The sequence below is a fragment of the Streptomyces sp. NPDC002463 genome (assembly GCF_042889835.1).
In the GTDB taxonomy this organism is placed as follows: Bacteria; Actinomycetota; Actinomycetes; order Streptomycetales; family Streptomycetaceae; genus Streptomyces; species Streptomyces nymphaeiformis.
In genome coordinates, this window is sequence record NZ_JBIARL010000003.1 from 269,336 (window position 1) to 289,970 (window position 20,635).

A 20,635-nucleotide genomic window follows, 5' to 3' on the forward strand; every position below is an offset into this window, starting at 1 on the left:
GGTTCAGTGGTTGACGCTCGCCGCGTCCAGGAACGCCGGCCGTTCCCCGCCGCCGTGCACGAGGAGGCTGGCGCCGGTGATGTACGCGGCCCGGTCGGAGGCGAGGAAGACGCAGGCGTCGCCGATGTCGGAGGGCTCGGCGAGCCGGCCCAGGGGCACGGTGCGGCCGACGGAGGCGACGCCGTCCTCGTCCCCGTAGTGCAGCCGGGACAGTTCGGTGCGCACCATGCCGGGGACGAGCGTGTTGACCCGTACCAGCGGCGCCCATTCGACCGCCATGGACCGGGCGAGGTTGTCCAGGCCCGCCTTGGCGGCGCCGTAGGCGGCGCTGCCCGGTGAGGGGCGGGTGCCGCTGACGCTGCCGATCATGACGATGGAGCCTCCCCCGGGCTGATGCCGCATCACCTCGTACGCGGCGAGGGAGGCGGTCAGCGGCGCGACGAGGTTCAGCTCGACGACCCGGGCCTGCCGTGCGGCTCCTCCCTCGTCGAGCATCCGGAAGGGCGTTCCTCCGGCGTTGTTGACCAGGACGTCGAGGCGCCCGTGGTCGGCCCGTACCCGGTCGAAGAACTCCGTGACGGCGGCCGGGTCGCGAAGGTCCACGGGGAGGAAGCGGGCCGTGCGCCCCGCCGCCTCGACGGGCTTGTCCGGGGGCCTTCGCGCGCAGGTCACGACCTCCGCTCCCGCTTCGAGCAGAGCGCGGGCCATCCCGGCGCCGACGCCCCGTGTGCCGCCGGTGACGACGGCGACGGAACCCGACAGATCGATGGTGACTGGCAAGGGACACCTCCCGCAGCGCGCGAACCGCTGCTATCTTCCACCTAACAAACGTTTGGTGGAAAGGTAGCTGATCTGCTCATGGGTGTCTCCACCTCCGCCCCGGACAAGGGCATCGCCGTCGTCACCGTCGACTTCCCCCCGGTCAACGCCCTCCCCGTACAGGGCTGGTACGACCTCGCCGCCGCGGTGCGCGCCGCCGGAGCCGATCCCGAGGTGCGCTGCGTCGTGCTCACCGCGGAGGGCCGCGGCTTCAACGCCGGCGTCGACATCAAGGAGATCCAGCGCACGGCCGGGCACGACGCCCTCCTGGGCGCCAACCACGGCTGCTACGAGGCCTTCGCCGCCGTCTACGACTGCGAGGTGCCGGTGGTCGCCGCCGTGCAGGGTTTCTGCCTCGGCGGCGGCATCGGCCTGGTCGGCAACGCCGACGCGATCGTCGCCTCCGAGGACGCGACCTTCGGCCTGCCCGAGCTGGACCGGGGCGCGCTCGGCGCGGCCACGCACCTGTCCCGGCTCGTCCCGCAGCAGTTGATGCGGGCCCTGTACTACACCTCGCGCACGGTCACCGCCGAGGAGCTGCACCGGCACGGCTCGGTCTGGCGGGTCGTCCCGCGCGAGGAGCTGCTCGACGCGGCGCTCGAACTCGCGCGGGAGATCGCAGCCAAGGACGGCCGGCTGATCCGGCTGGCCAAGGCCGCGATCAACGGCATCGATCCGGTGGACGTCCACCGCAGCTACCGCTTCGAGCAGGGCTTCACCTTCGAGGCCAATCTCAGCGGCGTCGCCGACCGGGTGCGCGACGCCTTCGGCAAGGAGAACGCCATCAAGGCAGACAAGGAGCAGCAGTCGTGAGCAGGGACAAGACGATGACCGCCGAGGAGGTCGTGGGCCGGCTCCGGAGCGGGATGACGATCGGCATCGGCGGCTGGGGCTCGCGGCGCAAGCCGATGGCCCTGATACGGGCGCTGCTGCGCTCCGACATCACCGATCTGACCGTCGTCTCGTACGGCGGCCCCGACGTGGGCCTCCTGGCCGCGGCCGGGAAGATCCGCAAGCTGGTCGCGGCCTTCGCCACGCTCGACTCCGTCCCCCTGGAGCCGCACTTCGGCGCGGCCCGGCAGCGCGGCGACTTCGAGCTGGTGGAGCTGGACGAGGCCATGGTGATGTGGGGCCTGACCGCCGCCGTGCACCGGCTGCCCTTCATGCCCATCCGGGCCGGGCTCGCCTCGGACGTGATGACCGTCAACCCCTCGCTGCGGACCGTCACCTCCCCGTACGACGACCGCGAGGAGCTCGTCGCCGTCCCCGCGCTGCACCTGGACGCCGCGCTGGTCCACCTCAACCGGGCCGACGCGCACGGCAACGGCCAGTACCTCGGCCCCGACCCGTACTTCGACGACCTGTTCTGCGAGGCCGCGGACGCCGCGTACGTCTCCTGCGAGCGGATCGTCGAGACCCCGGAGCTGCTCAAGGACGCGGGGCCGCAGTCGCTGCTGCTCAAGCGCGCGTTCGTCGACGGTGTCGTCGAGACCCCGAACGGCGCGCACTTCACCTCCTGCGCGCCCGACTACGACCGCGACGAGGCCTTCCAGCGCGCCTACGTCAAGGCGGCCCGGGACCCGGAGGCCTGGCGGGAGTTCACCGCGCGGTTCCTGTCCGGCGACGAGGACGCCTACCAGGCCGCGGTCGCGGCGTTCCACGAGGAGGAAGCATGAGCGACACCCTGACGAACGCGACGAGGGCCGAGTACTGCGTCGTCGCCTGTGCCGAGGCCTGGCGGGACGCGGGCGAAGTCCTGGCCAGCCCGATGGGCACCGTCCCGATGATCGGCGCCCGCCTCGCGAAGCTCACCTTCTCCCCCGACCTGCTGCTGACCGACGGGGAGGCGCTGCTCATCGCCGACGTGCCGGCGGTCGGCGCCGCGCCCCGGGTGGTGGAGGGCTGGCTGCCGTACCGCCAGCACCTGGCCATGGTCGCCACCGGGCGCCGTCACGTGATGATGGGCGCGAGCCAGCTCGACCGGTACGGCAACCAGAACATCAGCTGCATCGGCGACTGGGCGCGGCCGAAGCGCCAGCTCCTCGGCGTGCGCGGCGCTCCCGTAAACACCCTGAACAACCCGACCAGTTACTGGGTCCCCAAGCACTCGACGCGGGTCTTCGTCGAGCGGGTCGACGTGGTCTGCGGCGTCGGCTACGACCGGGCGGCCGAGGCCGGCCCCTCCGCGAGCCGCTACCACCGCCTCCCGGACGTCATCAGCGACCTGGGCGTCTTCGACTTCGAGACCCCGGACCGCACGATGCGGCTGCGCTCGCTGCACCCCGGCGTCACGGTCGAGGAGGTCGTTGCGGCGACCGGCTTCGCGCTGACCGTCCCCGACGAGGTGCCGTACACCCGCGAGCCGACCGCCGGGGAGCTGCGGCTGATCCGCGACGAGATCGACCCGAAGGGGCTGCGCGACCGGGAGGTCCCCTCATGAGCGACGCCACGATCGCCACGCCGCTCACCGAACTCGTCGGGGTGCGGCACCCCGTCGTGCAGACCGGCATGGGGTGGGTGGCCGGTCCCCGCCTGGTCTCGGCCACCGCGAACGCCGGCGCGCTCGGGATCCTGGCCTCGGCGACGATGAGCGTCGACCAGCTGCGCTCCGCCGTCCGCGAGGTGAAGTCCCGCACGGACGCACCCTTCGGCGTGAACCTGCGGGCGGACGCCGGGGACGCGGGCGAGCGCGTGGGGATCATCATCGACGAGGGCGTGAAGGTCGCCTCGTTCGCGCTCGCGCCGTCCCGTGAGCTGATCGCCCGGCTCAAGGACGCCGGGGTCGTCGTCATCCCCTCCATCGGGGCCAGGCGGCACGCCGAGAAGGTCGCGGCCTGGGGCGCCGACGCGGTGATCGTGCAGGGCGGGGAGGGCGGTGGCCACACCGGCAGCGTCGCCACCACCGTCCTGCTCCCGCAGGTCGTGGACGCCGTGGACATCCCGGTCGTCGCGGCCGGCGGCTTCCACGACGGGCGTGGCCTGGTCGCGGCGCTCTCCTACGGCGCGGCCGGCATCGCCATGGGCACGCGCTTCCTGCTCACCTCCGACAGCACGGTCCCCGACGCGGTGAAGGCCCGCTACCTGGCCGCGGCGGTCACGGACGTCACCGTCACCACGAAGGTGGACGGGCTGCCGCACCGGATGCTGCGCACGGAGCTGGTCGACGCGCTCGAACGCTCGGGCCGGGCCGCCTCGCTGCTTCGGGCGGTCCGGCACGCCGCTGCCTTCCGGTGCGAGTCCGGCATGAGCTGGCCGCAGATGGTCCGGGACGGCCTGGCGATGAAGCACGGCAAGGACCTCACGTGGAGCCAGATCCTGCTGGCCGCCAACACCCCGATGCTGCTCAAGGCTTCCATGGTCGAGGGCCGTACGGATCTCGGCGTGATGGCCTCCGGGCAGGTCGCGGGGCTGATCGACGACCTGCCGTCCTGCGCCGAGCTGGTCGACCGCCTCATGGCAGAAGCGCGGGCGACGCTGCGCGCCCTGCCGTCCACGGACTGACCGGGCCCACGAACGCACAGGTCCGCCGGGGTACCTTCGCCCCGGCGGACCTGTGTCTCGACCGCACCTCCTCCGCACCCACTCCGAACGGAACCACCATGCCGATCCAACGGCTGAACCACGCCGTCCTCTTCGTCTCCGACCTGGAGCGCAGCCTCGCCTTCTACCGCGACGTGCTCGAGTTCCGCCCGCTGCCGCAGGCCTTCCCCGGGGCGGTGTTCCTCCAGGCGGCGGGCTCCGCCAACGACCACGACCTCGGCCTGTTCCAGTCGCCCGGGCCGGGCTCGGCGCAGCGCACCGGGAAGGTCGGCCTGTACCACCTGGCGTGGGAGGTGGACACCCTGGCCGAGCTGGGCCGGATGCGGACCCGCCTCGCCGAGGCCGGGGCCCTGACGGGGGCGAGCAACCACGCCTCGACCAAGGCCCTCTACGGCCGGGACCCGGACGGCATCGAGTTCGAGGTGTGCTGGCTGGTCCCGGACGCGGCCGTCGCCGGGGAGCTCTCGGCGATGACCTCGCCGACGCGTCCGCTGGACATCGACGCCGAGATCGCGGTCTACGGTGCGGAGACCCCGGGAGGCCCCCGCACCGATCACGCCGTGTGGCGCGAGATCTTCGCGCGCGGCGTCACAGACGCTCGATGATCGTCACGTTCGCCTGACCGCCGCCCTCGCACATGCCCCCCCGAACGGCCCCCTCGCACCGCTCGGCCCAGGGGCCTCTCGGGCTTCGGAAGCCTGCGCCGGCCTCCGGCCGGACGGTCGGGGGCCGGTGTCCGTCACAGACGCTCGATGATCGTCACGTTCGCCTGACCGCCGCCCTCGCACATGGTCTGGAGGCCGTAGCGGCCTCCGGTGCGCTCCAGTTCGTGGAGGAGGGTGGTCATCAGCTTGGTGCCGGTCGCGCCGAGCGGGTGGCCTAGGGCGATGGCACCGCCGTTGACGTTGACCTTCTCCGGGTCGGCGCCGGTCTCCTTCAGCCAGGCGAGGACGACCGAGGCGAAGGCCTCGTTGATCTCGACGAGGTCGATGTCGTCGAGTGTCATCCCGGCCTTCTTCAGCGCGTACGCCGTCGCCGGGATCGGCGCCGACAGCATGCGGATCGGGTCCTCCCCGCGCACGGACAGGTGGTGGACCCGGGCGCGGGGCGTCAGACCGTGTTCCCGTACGGCGCGTTCCGAGGCGATCAGCATCGCCGAGGCCCCGTCGGAGACCTGCGAGGAGACCGCGGCGGTCAGCCGGCCGCCCTCGACGAGCGGGTTCAGGCCGGCCATCTTCTCCAGGGTGGTGTCGCGGCGCGGCCCCTCGTCGGTGGTGACGTCCCCGTACGCGACGATCTCGCGGTCGAAGCGGCCCTCGTCGATGGCGCGGGCGGCCCGCTGGTGCGAGCGGAGGGCGAACTCCTCCATGTCCCGGCGGGAGATGTCCCACTTGGCGGCGATGAGCTCGGCGCCGTGGAACTGGTTGACCGGCTGGTCGCCGTAGCGGGCGCGCCAGCCCTCGGAGCCGATGTACGGGCCCTCGGTGAGCCCGAGCGGGTCGGCGGCCTGGCGGCTGGCGAAGGCGATGGGGATCATCGACATGTTCTGCACGCCGCCCGCGACGACCAGGTCCTGGGTGCCGGACAGGACGCCCTGCGCGGCGAAGTGCAGGGCCTGCTGGGAGGAGCCGCACTGCCGGTCCACGGTCGTGCCGGGCACCTCCTCGGGCAGGCCGGCGGCCAGCCAGCAGGTGCGGGCTATGTCTCCGGCCTGCGGGCCGACGGTGTCCAGGCAGCCGAAGACGACGTCCTCGACGGCGGCCGGGTCGGCGCCCGAGCGCTCCATCAGGGCCTTGAGCACATGGGCTCCGAGGTCGGCCGGGTGGACGGCGGACAGTCCGCCGTTCCGCCGGCCGACCGGGGTGCGTACCGCTTCGACGATGTAGGCCTCGGCCATGACCGCTCCTTCTTTCTCTGTCCACGATGTCATGTCATATACGGGTGGCCGGGGCGATGCCTTCGAGCACCATCGACAGGTACTGGCGGGCGATCTCCTCCGGGCTGTGCTGTCCGCCCGGCCGGTACCAGGACGCGGCGACCCAGACGGTGTCGCGCACGAAGCGGTAGGTGAGCCGGACGTCGAGGTCGGTGCGGAAGGCCCCGGCGGCGACGCCGCGCTCCAGGGTCCTGAGCCAGGCCTCCTCGAACCTCCGCTGGGAGCCCGCGAGGTAGCCGAAGCGCGGCTGCTCACGCAGGTGCCTGGACTCCTTCTGGTAGATGGCGACGGCGGCGCGGTGCCGGTCGATCTCCCGGAACGATTCGGTGACGAGGGCCTCCAGGGTCTCCCGGGGGCCGAGCCGCGCGGCGAGCACGGCGCCGTACCGGGCCCACAGCTCGTCGAGGAAGGCGCGGAGGATCTCGTCGAGCATCGACTCCTTGGAGTCGAAGTGGTAGTAGAGGCTGCCCGCGAGCAGGCCGGCCGCGTCGGCGATGCGGCGGACGGTGGTGGCGTCGTACCCCTGGGCGGCGAAGACCTCGGCCGCCGTGTCCAGGATCTCGCGGCGCCGCCGGGGCGCCGGTCTCACGGGTGCTGGCTGCTGACGGAGAGGACCTCGCCCGTCAGGTACGAGGAGTAGCCGCTGGCCAGGAAGACGATCACGTTGGCCACCTCCCACGGCTCGGCGTAGCGTCCGAAGGCCTCGCGGGAGGTCAGTTCCTCCAGGAGTTCGGGGGTGGTGACCTTCACGAGGTGCGGGTGCATGGCCAGGCTCGGGGAGACGGCGTTGACCCGCACCCCGTAGTCGGCGGCCTCCAGGGCGGCGCAGCGGGTGAGCGCCATGACGCCGGCCTTGGCGGCCGCGTAGTGGGCCTGTCCCTTCTGGGCGCGCCAGCCGATCACGGAGGCGTTGTTGACGACGACGCCCCCGGCGCCGGCGGCCTTCATGCGGCGCAGTGCGGCGCGGGTGCAGCGGAAGGTGCCGCTCAGGGTGACGTCGAGGACCTTGTCCCACTGTTCGTCGGTCATGTCGACGAGGTCGGCGGTGCCGCCGAGGCCCGCGTTGTTGACGACGATGTCGAGGCCTCCGTGGTGTTCCACGGCGAGGTCGAACAGGGCCGCGACCTGGGTCTCGTCGGTGACGTCGCAGGGCAGGGCGGCGACGCGGTCGGCGCCGAACTCCGCGGCCAGCTCGGCCTCGGTCTCCTTCAGCCTGCGGGCGTGGGCGTCGGAGACGACGACCCGCGCGCCTTCCTCCAGGAGCCGCCGGGCGGTCGCGCCGCCGATGCCGGCGCCCGCTGCGGCGGTGACGACGGCGCCGCGGCCGGCGAGCAGACCGTGGCCCGGCACGTAGGGGGGTGGGGTGCCGGTCATGGGCGGACCTCCTTGGGCAGGCCGAGGACGCGCTCGGCGATGATGTTCCGCTGGATCTCGTTGGAGCCGGCGTAGATGGTGTCGGAGCGGGAGAAGAGGTAGAGCCGCTGCCAGTCGGTGAGGTCGTACGGTTCGCCGTCGGCCAGCATCCCCGCGGCTCCGCAGACGTCCATGGCGAGTTCGCCGAGCTCGCGGTGCCAGGTGGCCCAGAAGATCTTCCCGATGGAGGCCTCGGGTCCGGGGGCTCCGGCGGCGACGCCGTCGAGCATGCGCAGGGCGTTGAACCGTATGGTCTCCAGGCCGATCCAGGCTCGGGCGATGCGGTCGCGGATCAGCGGGTCGGCGGCGGCGCCGTTGCGCTTGGCCAGGTCGATGACGGCTTCCAGCTCGCGGCGGAAGCCGACCTGCTGGCCGAGGGTGGACACGCCGCGCTCGAAGCCGAGCGTTGCCATGGCGACCCGCCAGCCGTCGCCGGGGGCGCCGACCACGTGGGAGGCGTGGGTGCGGGCCCCGTCGAAGAAGACCTCGTTGAACTCGGACGTCCCGGTGAGCTGGACGATGGGCCTGATCTCGACCCCGGGCTGGTCCAGGGGGACGAGCAGGTACGACAGGCCGTGGTGGCGGGTGGATCCGGGTTCGGTGCGGGCGACGACGAAGCACCAGTCGGCCTCGTGCGCGAGTGAGGTCCACACCTTCTGTCCGGTGACCACCCACTCCTCGCCGTCCCGTTCGGCGCGGGTGCGGACGTTGGCCAGGTCCGAGCCGGCGTCCGGCTCCGAGTAGCCCTGGCACCACTGCTCCTCGACGCTGACGATCCCGGGGAGGAAGCGCTCGCGCTGTTCGGGGGTGCCGAAGGCGATGAGGGTGGGTCCCAGGAGCTGTTCGCCGATGTGGCTGACGCGGGCGGGTGCGTCGGCGAGCGCGTACTCCTCGTGGAAGGCGACCTGCTGTTCGAGGCTCGCGCCCCGGCCGCCGTACTCCTTGGGCCAGCCGACGCAGGTCCAGCCCGCGGCGGCCATGTGCCGCTCCCAGGCGAGGCGTTCGGCGTGTGCCTCGTGTTCCCGTCCGGGGCCGCCGCGCCCGCGCAGGGCGGCGAACTCGCCCGTGAGGTTGGCGCTCAGCCAGCCGCGGACCTCTCTGCGGAACTCCTCGACGTTGCTCATGGCCGTACGTTAACCTACCAAACACTTGTTAGGGAAGGAGGGCGGATGTCCGCTGCCCGCACCGCGTCCACCACGGCCCCGGTCCGCTACGAACGCCTCGGCCCGGTGGCCGTGGTCACGATGGACCGGCCCGATTACCGCAACGCCCAGAACTCCGCGATGACCTACGCCCTCGACCGCGCCTTCTACCGCGCGGCCGACGACGACGAGGTGAAGGTCGTCGTGCTCGCCGGAGCGGGGAAGCACTTCTCCGCCGGCCATGACATCGGCACCCCCGAGCGGGACGCCCACCTGCCGTTCGACCGGCGCGCCGGACTCTGGTGGGACCACTCGGACAAGCAGGGCGCGGAGAGCCGCTTCGCCCGCGAGTCCGAGGTCTACCTCGGCATGTGCCGCCGTTGGCGCGAACTGCCCAAGCCGATGATCGCGTCGGTGCAGGGCGCCTGCGTCGCGGGCGGTCTGATGCTCGCCTGGGTGTGCGACCTCGTCGTCGCCGCCGAGGACGCCTTCTTCGCCGACCCCGTGGTCCGCATGGGCATCCCCGGCGTCGAGTACTTCGCCCATCCCTGGGTGATGCCGCCGCGCATCGCCAAGGAGTTCCTCTACACCGGCGACCGGATGGACGCCCGGCGCGCCTACGAGGTCGGCATGGTCAACCGGGTCGTGCCACCCGGGGAGTTGACGGAACGGACCATGGAACTGGCTTCCAGGATCGCCGAGATGCCCCGCATGGGCCTGGCCCTGACCAAGCGCGCCGTCAACCAGGCCGAGGACCTCCAGGGCCTGCACACCGGCATGGACTCGGTCTTCGGCCTCCACCACCTCGCGCACGCGCACAACGCGGAGACCGCCCCCGACGCGCTGGGCGGCATGGACATAGCCTCGATGAAGGCGGCAGGTGCCTGATGGACCTCGACTTCTCCGCGGCGGAGGACGCCTTCCGGGCCGAGGCCCGCGCCTGGCTCACCGCCCATGTGCCCGACGTCCCGCTGCCCTCCCTGGAGACGGAGGAGGGCTTCGCCGCCCACCGGGAGTGGGAGCGGACCCTGTCCGCCGACCGCTGGTCGGTGGTCTCCTGGCCCGAGGAGTACGGCGGCCGGGGCGCCTCGATCCTCCGGTGGCTGATCTTCGAGGAGGAGTACTACGCGGCCGGCGCCCCCGGCCGGGTCAGCCAGAACGGCATCAACCTGCTGGCCCCCACCCTCTTCGAACACGGCACCGACGAGCAGCGCGCCCGGATCCTGCCCTCCATGGCGAGCGGCGAGGTCATCTGGGCGCAGGCCTGGTCCGAGCCGGAGTCCGGCTCCGACCTCGCCTCGCTGCGCTCCACCGCCGAACGCACCGACGGCGGCTGGCTGCTGCGCGGCCAGAAGACCTGGTCGTCCCGGGCGGCCTTCGCCGACCGCGCCTTCGGCCTCTTCCGCAGCGATCCGGACTGCGCGAAGCCGCACCAGGGCCTGACGTACCTGATGTTCCCGCTGGACGCCGCCGGGGTGACCGTACGGCCCATCGGGCGGCTCGACGGCAAGCCCGCCTTCGCCGAGCTCTTCCTCGACGACGTGTTCGTGCCCGACGAGGACGTGATCGGCGCCCCCGGACAGGGCTGGCGGGTCGCGATGAGCACCGCGGGCAACGAGCGGGGACTCACCCTGCGCAGCCCGGGGCGGTTCACGGCCGCCGCCGAGCGGCTCACGGGGCTGTGGCGGGAGACCGCCGACCCCTCGGACACCGCCCTGCGCGACCGGGTCGCCGACGCGGTCATCGCCGCCCGCGCCTACCGGCTGTCCGCCTACGCGGGCGCCTCGCGGCTCGCCGCCGGGGGCTCGATCGGCGCCGAGTCCAGCCTCAACAAGGTCTTCTGGTCCGAACTCGACATCGCGCTCCACGAGACCGCCCTCGATCTGCTCGGCCCGTACGGCGAACTGGCCGACGGGGCGGCGGACGCGCCCGCGCACGGCGGCTGGGCCGAGGGCCACACCTTCTCCCTCGCCGGCCCCATCTACGCCGGCACCAACGAGATCCAGCGCGACATCATCGCCGAGCGGCTGCTCGGCCTCCCGAAGGGACGCCGGTGATGCGGTTCCTCCTCGACGACGAGCAGCGGGAGTTCGCCCGCTCCCTCGACTCCATGCTCACGGCGTCCGACACCCCCGCGGCCGTACGGGCCTGGGCGGCCGGGGAGTCCGCACCCGGCCGCGCGCTCTGGTCCCGGCTCGCGGAGGCCGGCGTGTTCGCCCTCGCCGTCCCCGAGCGGCACGACGGACTCGGCCCGCTGCCCGTCGAACTGGCCGTCGCCTTCGCCGAACTGGGCCGGCACGCCGTGCCGGGACCGCTCGTGGAGACGGTCGCCGCAGCCGCGCTCCTCGACCGGCTCGACGATGCCGCGGCCACCGCGTGGCTGCCGCAGATCGCCTCCGGGAAGGCGGTCGTCTCCCTGTGCGTACCGGCCGCCTGCAGCCCCTACGCCCTGGACCCGGACGCCGCCGACGCCGTGCTCGTCGTCGAGGGCGACACCGTACGCCTGGCGGAGACGGCCGGCCCCGTCCAGCCCTCGGCCGACCCCGCGCGCCGGCTCGCCCGCCCGCTCGGCGGCACCGTCCTGGCACGGGGCCCGGCGGTGACCGCCGCCACCGCGCACGCCACCGAGGTCGCCGCCCTGGCCACCGCCGCGCAGTCCCTGGGCCTCGGCCGGGCGCTCCTCGACCGGACCGTGCAGTACGTGAAGCAGCGCACCCAGTTCGGGGTCGCCATCGGCTCCTTCCAGGCGGTCAAGCACCGCCTCGCCGACACGCTCCTCGCCCTGGAGTTCGCCGAGCCCCTGCTCCACTCGGCCGCCCTGGCCCTGGCGGATGGGGCGGATCACGCCTCCGCCGAGGTCGCCGCGGCGAAGGTCACGGCCGGCGAGGCCGCCCACGCCGCCGCCCGCACCGCCCTCCAGCTCCACGGGGCCGTCGGCTACACGGAGGAGCTGGACCTCGCCCTCTGGATCCGCAAGGCCCGTCCCCTCCGCGACGCCTGGGGCACCCCCGCGGCCTGCCGCGCCCGCGTCCTCGCGTCCTGAACCGCCGCCCGCTGCCCCGGGCCGGGCAGCGGGCCCCTGCCGGCCCTCGTACCGCTCGTCAGTCCCCAGCACACCTACCGCACCCGGGAGTCAGCGTGTCCCCCGCACCGTCCCCGCACACCCCCGAGAGATCCTCCGACCCCGCCCTGCTGCGCAGGGTGGCGCTGTCGAGTCTGCTCGGCACCGTCATCGAGTACTACGACTTCCTGCTGTACGGCACGATGGCCGCGCTCGTCCTCGGCGAGCTGTTCTTCCCCGAGTCCGATCCCACCGTCGGCACGATCGCCGCCTTCGGGACCCTCGCCGCCGGCTATGTGGCGCGCCCGCTCGGCGGCGCCGTCTTCGGCCACTTCGGCGACCGGCTCGGCCGCAAGTCCATGCTCGTCCTCACCATGGCCCTCATGGGCGTGGCGAGCTTCCTGATCGGTGTCCTGCCGACGTACGGGACGATCGGCGTCGCCGCTCCCGTGCTCCTGGTGCTGTTCCGCGTCGTCCAGGGCGTCGCCATCGGCGGCGAGTGGGCCGGCGCGACGCTCATGGTGGTCGAGCACGCCGACCCCCGGCGCCGCGGCCTGTGGAGCGGCGTGATGCAGATGGGCTCCCCGATCGGCTTCCTGCTCTCCACCGTCGCCGTCACCCTCGCCTCGCTGCTCCCCCGCGCGTCCTTCCTCGCCTGGGGCTGGCGCGTCCCCTTCCTGTTCAGCGCGGTGCTCCTCGGCATCGGGCTCTACGTGCGCGTCAGCATCAGCGAGAGCCCTCTCTTCCGGCGGGCGGCGGAGTCCCGGGACGCCGGGTCGGCTCCCGGCGTCCCACTGGCGCAGGTGCTGCGCAGGCCCCGCAACCTCGTCCTCGCGTGCGCCGTCGGCATCGGTCCGTTCGCCCTGACGGCGCTGATCAGCACGTTCATGCTCACCTACGCCACGGCCATCGGGTACGCCACCTCCGAGGTGATGACCGGGCTCCTGTTCACCTCGGTCACGGGCCTCGTGTCCATCCCGCTGTTCTCCGCGCTCTCCGACCGCGTCGGCCGCCGGGCCGTCGTCCTCGGCGGCGCAACCGGCGTCGCCCTGCTCGCCTTCCCGGTGTACGCCCTGGTCGACACCCGCTCCCCCGCTCTGCTGATCCTCGGCATGGTGATCGGCCAGGTGGTGCAGTCCGCGATGTACGCGCCGCTGGGACCGCTGCTCTCGGAGATGTTCGGCACCCGCGTCCGCTACACCGGCGCCTCGCTCGGCTACCAGCTCGCCGCGCTGATCGGCGGCGGCTTCACCCCGATGTTCGCCGGCAGTCTGCTCTCCCGCTCCGACGACATCCGCAGCACCCCGCTCGTGGTGCTCGCCGTCGTCTGCGGGCTCGTGACCGCGCTCGCCGTCTGGCGCACGGCCGAGACCCGCGGCCGTGACCTGTCGGACGAGGACCCGTCGGCACCGGCCGAGCAGCCCCGTACCCGTCCGGCATCGAGAGGAGCACAGGCATGAGGCTGACGGAGGAACAGGAAGAACTGCGGTCCGCCGTGCGGGCCGTGCTCGGACGCCATGCGGACGGCGCGGCCTGGCGGCCGCTCACCGAGCAGATCGGCGTCGCCGGCCTCGCGATCCCCGAGGAGTACGGGGGCGCCGGGTACGGGGCCCAGGAGGTCCACGTGGTGATGGAGGAGCTGGGACGGGAGCTCAGCCCCGTCCCGTACCTCGGCTCCGCGGTGCTCGTGGCGGGCGCGCTGCTCGCCTCGGACGACGCGGCGGCGTGCGCGCGGCTGCTGCCGGATCTTGCCTCGGGTGCCGTGGTGGGCGCCCTGGCGTGGGCCGAGCTGGGTTCGTGGGACCCGTCGGCCGTACGGGCCGAGGCCGCCCCCGGGCCCGGGGGGAGCTGGCGGATCACCGGCGCCAAGGAGCACGTGCTCGACGGCGCGGAAGCGGCTGTCCTCCTCGTGGCGGCCCGTTCCGGAGCGGGGGTCTCGCTCTTCGAGGTGCCCGTGGACGGCGCGGGCGTGCGCCGTGAGGCGGCCGTGACGATGGACTCCACGCGGGCGCAGGCGCGCGTGGAGCTCGCGGAGGCGGAGGGCCGGCTCGTCGGAACCGAGGGGGCGGGCGACCTGATCCTCTCGCACGTCCTCGACCTGGCCTGCACGGCACTCGCCGCCGAGCAGGTCGGCGCCGCCTCCCGCTGCCTCGACGTCACGCTCGCCTACGCCGGGGAGCGGGTCCAGTTCGGCCGGACGATCGGTTCCTTCCAGGCGGTCAAGCACCGTCTCGCGGACGCGTACGTGCTGGTCGAGTCGGCGCGGTCGGCCGCGCTCGGCGCGTCCCTCGCCGCCGCCACGGGCGACCCGGAGCTGAGCCGGCGCGCGGCCGCCGCCAAGTCCGCCTGCTCGGAGGCGTTCTCGGCGGTGGCGGGCGAGATGATCCAGCTGCACGGCGGCATCGGCATCACCTGGGAGCACGACGCCCACCGCTACTTCAAGCGGGCGCACGGCTCGGCGCAGCTCTTCGGCCCCCCGGCGTGGCACCGCGCCCGTCTGGCGGCCGACTTGGGCCTGATCGCGGTCTGAGGAGCGAGGCGGAGACACCCACGTCACCCATCCGTCCGGAGTGATCGTTTCTTCCTACTCCGGACGGATGACCTGGTGTGTTCGCGCCCAACTCCCCGCGGAGGAACGCCCCGACGAGGAGGTGCGGCATCGTGTGGGAACGGATGCGCCCGCCGCGGGTCCGCGGCATCCGGGACGGGACGTCGCTCGCCGCGGCGGGGATCACGCCGGGCGTGTGGCAGCCGGCTGCCGACATGCCGTACGCGGGGTTCTGGGCCCAGCCGTCCGACGCGGCGGCCGTCCTCCGCGACGACGAGGTCCTGATCGCGGGCGGCGAGGACGGGCGCCGGCTGCCGACCGACGGCAGCATGGTGCTCACCGTGTCGACCGGCGTCTGGACGTCCACGCCACCGCTGCGGCAGGCCCGCCGGCTGCACACCCTGACACGCCTGGAGAACGGCCAGATCCTCGCCGTCGGCGGTATCGGAGCAGGCCCCGGAGTACCTCCCGTCGGCCTGGCCACGGCCGAGTTGTACGACCCCGCCGGCGGCGGCTGGGTCCCCGTCGGAGGGCTCTCCGAGGGCCGCTTCTCCCATTCGGCGACCGCCCTGAAGGACGGCCGTCTGCTCGTCGCCGGCGGCTGCACGGCCCGCGACGACCACTCTCTGCGCACCCTGCGCACCGCCGAGCTGTACGACCCCGGCACCCGGCGGTGGACGCCGGTGCGCGCCCCGATGACCGACGCCCGGTTCGGGCATCCGGCGGTGCGGTTCGACGACGGCCGGGTGCTGCTCGTCGGCGGGGCGCTCGCGGTGGGGCGGGGCGGTTACGCGGCGCTCGGCCACTGCGAGCTGTTCCAGCCCGGCGACGCCACCTGGACGCCGACCGGCACCTTCGCCACGGCCCGCAAGGGCCATCAGGCCACCCTGCTCCTCGGCGGCGGCGTGCTCGTCACGGGCGGGTCCTGGTCGCGGGCGGACAGCGGCCGCGCTCCGCCCACGACATGGTCACCCTCGCCACCGCCGAGATCTTCGACCCGGTGCACGAGACCTGGACGCCGACGGGCGCCATGACCATGGCCCGCTGGGGCCATGTGGCGGTGCCGCTGCCCGGCGGCCGCGTCCTCTCCGCGGGCGGGATGGTCGGCACCGCACGGTACGGCGCCAGCCCGTCCCTCGGCCTGTGCGAGGTGTACGAACCGGGGAGCGGCACCTGGCAGCCGACCGGGTCGCTGCGCGCGGCCCGCGCCCTGCACACGGCCGTGCCGCTCCCCGACGGTTCCGTGCTCGCCGTCGGCGGGGACCCCGGCCGCGCCTCGGACGACGCCCGCTTCCACCCCTACAGCCTGGCGAGCACCGAGATCTACGACGTGACGACCGGCGTCTGGCGCCCGGGGCCGCCGCTGCCGTGGGGGCGCTCCTACCACCGGGCTGCGGCGACCGAGGACGGCGTGCTGGTCTTCGGCGGCACCGAGAGCGCCTGCCTGCACACCGGGTTCGCGAGCACGCTGCGCCTGCGGGACGGCGCCGGGCACTGGGAGGCCGCGGGACCCCAGCTCACCGGCCGGTGGTCGTTCGGGGCGACCGTGCTCGGGGACGGTCGGGTGCTCGCGGTCGGCGGGGTCTCCCGCATGGACGCCGCCGCACCCCGGACCGGCGAGGGCGTCCCGGCCCGCTCGGCGGAGGTGTTCGCGCCATGAGCCGAGGGCAGTGGGCCCCGGCCGGCGAACTGCCGTGGGAGCGGAACCTGTTCGGAGCGACGAGCGCGGCCGTACGGCTCGAGGACGGGCGGGTCATGATCGCCGGCGGCGGCGACGACCGGCTCGGTCCGCAGGACGGGACCCCGCTCTTCGACCCGCGCGCCGGGGTGTGGACAGCGGCGGCGCCGCTGCGCGAGGCGCGGCGGATGCACTCGACCACGCTGCTCGCCGACGGACGCGTCCTGGTGGCCGGCGGCTCCGGACGGACCTCGGGCTATCCCGTACAGCCGCTGGACGGCGCCGAGGTGTACGACCCGGCCGAGCGGCGCTGGTCGGACGGCGGGCGGATGGGGCAGGCGCGCTGCGGGCATTCCGCGACCCTCCTGCCGGACGGCCGGGTGCTCGTGGCCGGCGGCACCACGGCCCGCTCCGCCGACAGCGAGCGCTCCCTCGCCGTACCGGGGCACGCCTTTGTCGGTCTTCCGGGTGATGGCGGGCAGCCCCAGGCTCCAGCCGAGGCCGAAGGGCCCGTTGCCCGCGCCCGAGTCGTAGGCGAGTACCGGGTCCGGTCCGAACCCCGAGCGCCCGGGGGTGGCCGCGACCGGCACGGTCAGGGCACCGGCGCCGGTGACCGGATCGGCCGCGAACTTCTCGCCGATGCCCTTGATCGCCCCGCCGCCCTTCGGCAGGGACACCGTGGGCGGAGCCTGCGGTGGGGGGACGGACGTGGGTGCGGGTACGGGCGTGGGCGCGGCCGGGGTGACGGCCCCGCCGCCGGTCGCGCCCGTCATGGATTCGCTGCTGACGGCCACCACAACCCCCACGTGATCATCGACTGGGGTGCTCGGAAAGCTAGTACACCGATGCTTTCTGCCGCATCCCCGACATATACGCCATTCGAAGCACTCCGCTCGCCTCGGGCGCCGAAGTGCGCCGCACGCGCCCCGCCCGCGTCAGCCGGTGGACCGCGTGCCGATGTGGGCGAGCAGCGCCGCGGCGCCGTCCTCCGCGGCGAGCCCGTGGGCGAGTCCGGCCGCGCGGCGGCGGTGGGACGGGTCGGACACACAGGCGGTGATCGCGTCGCCGAGGTCCTCGGCGGTCAGGTCCGCGAAGGGCACGGGCCGGGGGGCCACTCCGAGGGCGTGCAGCCGCGACGCCCAGAAGGGCTGGTCGTACATGACGGGGACGGGCACGGCGGGTGCGCCGGCCCGCAGTCCGGCCGCGGTGGTGCCCGCCCCGGCGTGGTGGACGACGGCGGCGGTGCGGGGGAAGAGCCAGTCGTGCGGAACGTCCCCGACGGCCAGGACGTCGTCGGAGTCGGGGCCGACGAGCCCGGCCCACCCCGCCTGCACCACCGCGCGCACGCCCGCGCGCCGCACCGCCCCGCCCACCAGTTCGCCGAGCCGCTCCCCCTGCCCCGCCGCCATGCTGCCGAAGCCGATGAACACCGGCGGCGGACCGGCCTGGAGGAAGTCGACGAGCTCGGCGGGGGGTTGCCAGCCGTCCGGCCGCGCGGGCCACCAGTACCCCGTGACGTGGACCCCGGACGGCCAGTCCTCGGGGCGCGGCACCACCAGCGGACTGTAGCCGTGGAAGGCGGGCCGGATGTCCCCTGCCGCCGAGGGCGTGCCGGCGGGCAGCCCGAGGCGGTCGCGCAGCCGGGCCACGGCGCCGGCGAAGACTCCCTCGGCGCGCTTCAGCACGTCCCGGCCCGCGGCGAGGTTGCCCTCGGGGTCGAGGCCTTCGGCGTTCCGCGCGTGGGGCAGCGGGAACTCCCGGGTGGCGAACGACGGTACGAGGTAGGTGCCGACGACCGGGACGCCGTAGGCCGCACCGGCCGTCCGGGCCAGCGGCGCCGGGCCGTGCGCGGTGAGCAGCAGATCGGCGCCGCCCGCGACGGCGTCCGCCACCCCGTCGGCGAGCCCGTCCGCGTACGCCCTGGTCAGGGCCTGGGCCTCCGCGCGCGAGGCCGCCCGGGACCAGTCGCGGATCAGCGCTTCCGGGTCCCCGGGCACGGTGCGGTGCTCGAGACCGCACCCGGCGATCAGCGCGGCGAAGGAGGGGTGGGCGGCCACGGCGACCTGGTGGCCGGCGTCGAGCAGGCGCCGGCCCAGGCCGGTGAAGGGGGCGACGTCTCCCCGGGATCCGGCGGTGATGATCAGAATGCGCATGGCGCCATCCTCCTCCGGGCCGGCGTCGCCGACGCTCGGATTTCAGCTCTGGTCGAGTGTCAGAACCGCCTTGCCGTGGAGGTCTCCCGCGAGCAGGGCGGCGACCGCGTCGGCGGCGTCGGCCCAGCCGCCCCGCCAGGTGATGCCCGGGTCCAGGGTGCCGTCGGCGACGCGGTGGGCGAGCCAGCCGAGGTCGCGGTCGAGGCCGGAGCAGGAGAGGAGGAAGAAGGTCACGACGGACCGGTCGTGGCGGCCCTGGTCACCGAACAGCGCCCCGAACGGGAAGTCCTCGCCCGTGCCGGCGGAGTGGCCGAGGGCGACCAGCGTGCCGCCCTCGCCGAGGGTCTCGTACGCGTCCACGAGGAGCGGTCCGCCGACCAGGTCGATCACTCCGTCCACGGGCCGGGAGACCTCCTTCGGCACGCGGACCACCTCGTGCGCTCCGAGACCCCGCAGGAGCGCGCCGTTCGCGGCCGGGGAGCTCGTCGACGCCACGACGCGGGCGCCTGCGGCCCGGGCGAGCTGGACGGCGTACCGTCCGACGCCGCCGGTCGCCCCGGTGATGAGGACGTCGCGTCCGAGGAGCGGGCCGAGGCGGTGCAGGGCGCGCAGGGCGCTGGTGCCGGCGACGGGGACGGTCGCGAGGGCGGCCGGGTCGGCCCCGGCGGGGGCGACGCCGATCAGGGCGGTGTCGACCGCGCGGAGTTCGGCCCAGGCGCCGTCGGGCATCAGGGTCACCACGGGGGTGCCGGCGGCGGGTCCTGAACCGTCCGCGGCGGCCCGCTCGACGACGCCGGCGGCGTCCCAGCCGAGGACCGAGCCCGCCGGGGCGGCAGCGAGGCCGAAGGCCATCTCGCCGGGGTTGAGCGAGGTCGCGGTCACGCGGACGAGCGCCTGGTGGGGGGCGGGTTCGGGGTCGGGGGCGGTGCCGAGGCGGAGACCGCCGGGGGCGGAGGGGTCGACGAGAAGGGCGCGCATGGAGGACCTCCGAGAATCTGCCACTGAGTGGCATAAGCCTATAGGTGGCGTTCGCCGCTCGGATACAGTGATGGAGATGACGGCCGAGACCTCCCCCACACCCCCCACGCTCCCGCTGCGCGAGCGCAAGAAGCTGCGCACCCGGCAGACGCTGATCGGCACCGCGCTCGATCTGTTCGGCGCCCACGGCTTCGACGGCGTGACGCTGGACGGGCTCTGCGAGGCCGCCGAGGTGTCGAAGCGGACGTTCTTCCGCTACTTCGACAGCAAGGAGGACGTCGCCATGGCCCCCACGCAGGACCTGTGGGCGGCCTTCCTCGACGTCCTGGAGACGTGCCCGTCCGACGGCCGGCGGCTCCTCGCGCTGTTCGAGGACGCCCTCGCCGTGGCCGTCGACCGGATGCCGGCCGACGGCTGGGCCGAACGCGTCCTGGCCTCCCGCCGCCTCGCGGCCCTCACGCCCTCGATGGACGCACACGGCCTCGCCTTCTGCGACCGCACGACGCGCTCCGCACTCGCGGTGGTCGAACGCCGCTTCACCCTCCCCGGCCCCGACGGCCGGCTGCACGCCCGCCTTGCGTTGGACCTGCTCGTCGTCCTGTTCCACCGAACACTGGACGCCTGGGTGGCCCAACCGAGCGGCCACACCCCCGACGACCTCGTCCGCCGCCTCCACGCGACGGCGGCGCAACTCCCGTCGGCACTGACCGCGACGACGGGTCCGCAGGCCTGAAACCGCACCTGACGTGCGGCGCACCCGTGGTGCGGGTCAAGGACCGCCCGGCGGACCGGGTCGTGTGCGTACCGTCCAGGCGATCGCGCCCGGCCGACGCCGCCCCTCGAACGCCTCCCTCGAAGCGGCCCTGAAGACCACGCCCCGGTCCAGGCGTCCTGCGTGATCGTTTCTGGAGGGATGTTCCGCACGGTGACGGTGTGGCAGACCTCCGGAACCGACGTGCAGCTCACCGTCGACCTGCCCCACGGCGCCGGTCCGGCACGGTTGAACCCCGGCGTGAACGCGGACAGCCCGCGCTTCCTCCAGCCCTCCAAGGAACTCGGCCGCTCCGTCGGCATGAACCGGACGGGCGTCGCTGGAGGCAACCACCTCGGCCGCCGACCTGGTCCGGTCCGCAGGCCTTCAGCGCAGATGCACGGCGACACCGCACAGGCCCAGCCCCCGGCGGACAGCCGTGCGCCAGGCCCGCAGGGGGCCGTCGAGGACGGACTGCTCGTTCTCGGTGCAGTCCAGATCCGGTCGGGCGCGGTCGGCTCGCATCGCGGGGAGGAGGCGCGGGGAGAGGTCGGTGATGACCTGATCGGTGTGACCGCCGATCGCCCACGCGCTCATGAATCCCACGTCCGGGACG

The 20,635-nt window shown here is 74.0% G+C and carries 21 protein-coding genes and 2 pseudogenes; 14 read left to right on the forward strand and 9 right to left on the reverse strand.

The features are described 5' to 3' along the window. Positions 1 to 3: 3 nt before the first annotated feature. On the reverse strand, positions 4 to 780 hold the full coding sequence (locus ACFYX3_RS09105) for an SDR family oxidoreductase (RefSeq protein ID WP_389010061.1): 777 nt from the start codon (positions 778 to 780) through the stop codon (positions 4 to 6). Positions 781 to 858: 78 nt separating this feature from the next. Here ACFYX3_RS09105 and ACFYX3_RS09110 point away from each other — a divergent pair, with 78 nt between their 5' ends. The 5 genes from ACFYX3_RS09110 to ACFYX3_RS09130 all read left to right on the forward strand — a co-directional run bounded on the left by ACFYX3_RS09110 (position 859) and on the right by ACFYX3_RS09130 (position 4,964). Then, a complete protein-coding gene (locus ACFYX3_RS09110) occupies positions 859 to 1,632 on the forward strand; it encodes an enoyl-CoA hydratase family protein (RefSeq protein ID WP_389010064.1) in 774 nt (257 codons plus the stop codon). A gap of 14 nt (positions 1,633 to 1,646) precedes the next feature. After that, complete coding sequence (locus ACFYX3_RS09115; RefSeq protein ID WP_382654263.1) at positions 1,647 to 2,495, forward strand: CoA transferase subunit A; 849 nt, start codon at positions 1,647 to 1,649, stop codon at positions 2,493 to 2,495. Beyond that, positions 2,492 to 3,259: a CoA-transferase subunit beta gene (locus ACFYX3_RS09120; RefSeq protein ID WP_389010067.1), complete on the forward strand. Its 768-nt coding sequence runs from the start codon at positions 2,492 to 2,494 to the stop codon at positions 3,257 to 3,259. Before ACFYX3_RS09115 ends, ACFYX3_RS09120 begins: the two co-directional genes overlap by 4 nt. Continuing rightward, the gene (locus ACFYX3_RS09125; protein ID WP_389010070.1) at positions 3,256 to 4,320 is read left to right on the forward strand and encodes an NAD(P)H-dependent flavin oxidoreductase; all 1,065 of its coding nucleotides are present in this window, start codon (positions 3,256 to 3,258) and stop codon (positions 4,318 to 4,320) included. The genes ACFYX3_RS09120 and ACFYX3_RS09125 overlap by 4 nt, the downstream gene beginning before the upstream one ends. A gap of 98 nt (positions 4,321 to 4,418) precedes the next feature. Beyond that, the gene (locus ACFYX3_RS09130; protein ID WP_389010073.1) at positions 4,419 to 4,964 is read left to right on the forward strand and encodes a VOC family protein; all 546 of its coding nucleotides are present in this window, start codon (positions 4,419 to 4,421) and stop codon (positions 4,962 to 4,964) included. A 134-nt stretch (positions 4,965 to 5,098) separates the two neighbouring features. Here ACFYX3_RS09130 and ACFYX3_RS09135 read toward each other — a convergent pair whose 3' ends face one another. From ACFYX3_RS09135 to ACFYX3_RS09150, 4 genes are read right to left on the reverse strand one after another with little or no spacing between them, the layout of a single operon-like run. Next, complete coding sequence (locus ACFYX3_RS09135) at positions 5,099 to 6,256, reverse strand: acetyl-CoA C-acetyltransferase (RefSeq protein ID WP_382653112.1); 1,158 nt, start codon at positions 6,254 to 6,256, stop codon at positions 5,099 to 5,101. Between the two features lie 34 nt (positions 6,257 to 6,290). Continuing rightward, positions 6,291 to 6,884, reverse strand: coding sequence for a TetR/AcrR family transcriptional regulator (locus tag ACFYX3_RS09140; RefSeq protein ID WP_389010077.1), 594 nt, complete (start codon positions 6,882 to 6,884; stop codon positions 6,291 to 6,293). Next, positions 6,881 to 7,669 (reverse strand): SDR family oxidoreductase, encoded by a 789-nt coding sequence (locus ACFYX3_RS09145; protein ID WP_389010080.1) that lies wholly within the window; start codon positions 7,667 to 7,669, stop codon positions 6,881 to 6,883. The genes ACFYX3_RS09140 and ACFYX3_RS09145 overlap by 4 nt, the downstream gene beginning before the upstream one ends. Further along, positions 7,666 to 8,832: an acyl-CoA dehydrogenase family protein gene (locus tag ACFYX3_RS09150; protein ID WP_389010083.1), complete on the reverse strand. Its 1,167-nt coding sequence runs from the start codon at positions 8,830 to 8,832 to the stop codon at positions 7,666 to 7,668. Before ACFYX3_RS09150 ends, ACFYX3_RS09145 begins: the two co-directional genes overlap by 4 nt. Positions 8,833 to 8,877: 45 nt before the next feature. Between ACFYX3_RS09150 and ACFYX3_RS09155 the strand changes: the two genes are divergently transcribed. The 8 genes and pseudogenes from ACFYX3_RS09155 to ACFYX3_RS09190 all read left to right on the forward strand — a co-directional run. After that, positions 8,878 to 9,738 carry an enoyl-CoA hydratase gene (locus tag ACFYX3_RS09155; protein ID WP_389010086.1) on the forward strand — a complete coding sequence of 287 codons (861 nt, stop codon included), beginning with the start codon at positions 8,878 to 8,880 and terminating at the stop codon, positions 9,736 to 9,738. Further along, entirely contained in the window at positions 9,738 to 10,907 is a 1,170-nt protein-coding gene (locus ACFYX3_RS09160; protein WP_389010089.1) for an acyl-CoA dehydrogenase family protein, read from the forward strand. Before ACFYX3_RS09155 ends, ACFYX3_RS09160 begins: the two co-directional genes overlap by 1 nt. Then, positions 10,907 to 11,893, forward strand: coding sequence for an acyl-CoA dehydrogenase family protein (locus tag ACFYX3_RS09165; RefSeq protein WP_389010092.1), 987 nt, complete (start codon positions 10,907 to 10,909; stop codon positions 11,891 to 11,893). The genes ACFYX3_RS09160 and ACFYX3_RS09165 overlap by 1 nt, the downstream gene beginning before the upstream one ends. 95 nt (positions 11,894 to 11,988) lie before the next feature. After that, positions 11,989 to 13,371 carry an MFS transporter gene (locus ACFYX3_RS09170; RefSeq protein WP_389010095.1) on the forward strand — a complete coding sequence of 461 codons (1,383 nt, stop codon included), beginning with the start codon at positions 11,989 to 11,991 and terminating at the stop codon, positions 13,369 to 13,371. Then, a complete protein-coding gene (locus ACFYX3_RS09175) occupies positions 13,368 to 14,441 on the forward strand; it encodes an acyl-CoA dehydrogenase family protein (protein ID WP_389010098.1) in 1,074 nt (357 codons plus the stop codon). The genes ACFYX3_RS09170 and ACFYX3_RS09175 overlap by 4 nt, the downstream gene beginning before the upstream one ends. 131 nt (positions 14,442 to 14,572) lie before the next feature. Then, positions 14,573 to 15,493, forward strand: a complete 921-nt coding sequence (locus tag ACFYX3_RS09180) for a Kelch repeat-containing protein (RefSeq protein WP_389010101.1) — start codon at positions 14,573 to 14,575, stop codon at positions 15,491 to 15,493. Beyond that, entirely contained in the window at positions 15,424 to 16,119 is a 696-nt protein-coding gene (locus ACFYX3_RS09185) for a Kelch repeat-containing protein (RefSeq protein WP_389010104.1), read from the forward strand. The genes ACFYX3_RS09180 and ACFYX3_RS09185 overlap by 70 nt, the downstream gene beginning before the upstream one ends. A 206-nt stretch (positions 16,120 to 16,325) precedes the next feature. Further along, positions 16,326 to 16,457: pseudogene (locus ACFYX3_RS09190) on the forward strand (kelch repeat-containing protein); the annotation flags it as partial. A gap of 123 nt (positions 16,458 to 16,580) precedes the next feature. Here the strand turns inward: ACFYX3_RS09190 and ACFYX3_RS09195 are convergent. The 3 genes and pseudogenes from ACFYX3_RS09195 to ACFYX3_RS09205 all read right to left on the reverse strand — a co-directional run. Next, positions 16,581 to 16,910: pseudogene (locus tag ACFYX3_RS09195) on the reverse strand (SpvB/TcaC N-terminal domain-containing protein); the annotation flags it as partial. A gap of 162 nt (positions 16,911 to 17,072) precedes the next feature. Beyond that, positions 17,073 to 18,290 carry a glycosyltransferase gene (locus ACFYX3_RS09200; protein ID WP_389010107.1) on the reverse strand — a complete coding sequence of 406 codons (1,218 nt, stop codon included), beginning with the start codon at positions 18,288 to 18,290 and terminating at the stop codon, positions 17,073 to 17,075. Positions 18,291 to 18,332: 42 nt separating this feature from the next. Continuing rightward, positions 18,333 to 19,268: a zinc-binding dehydrogenase gene (locus ACFYX3_RS09205; RefSeq protein ID WP_389010110.1), complete on the reverse strand. Its 936-nt coding sequence runs from the start codon at positions 19,266 to 19,268 to the stop codon at positions 18,333 to 18,335. Between the two features lie 76 nt (positions 19,269 to 19,344). Between ACFYX3_RS09205 and ACFYX3_RS09210 the strand changes: the two genes are divergently transcribed. After that, complete coding sequence (locus ACFYX3_RS09210) at positions 19,345 to 20,001, forward strand: TetR/AcrR family transcriptional regulator (protein ID WP_389010113.1); 657 nt, start codon at positions 19,345 to 19,347, stop codon at positions 19,999 to 20,001. Positions 20,002 to 20,406: 405 nt separating this feature from the next. Here ACFYX3_RS09210 and ACFYX3_RS09215 read toward each other — a convergent pair whose 3' ends face one another. Continuing rightward, positions 20,407 to 20,625, reverse strand: a complete 219-nt coding sequence (locus tag ACFYX3_RS09215; protein WP_389010116.1) for a hypothetical protein — start codon at positions 20,623 to 20,625, stop codon at positions 20,407 to 20,409. Positions 20,626 to 20,635: the final 10 nt, after the last annotated feature.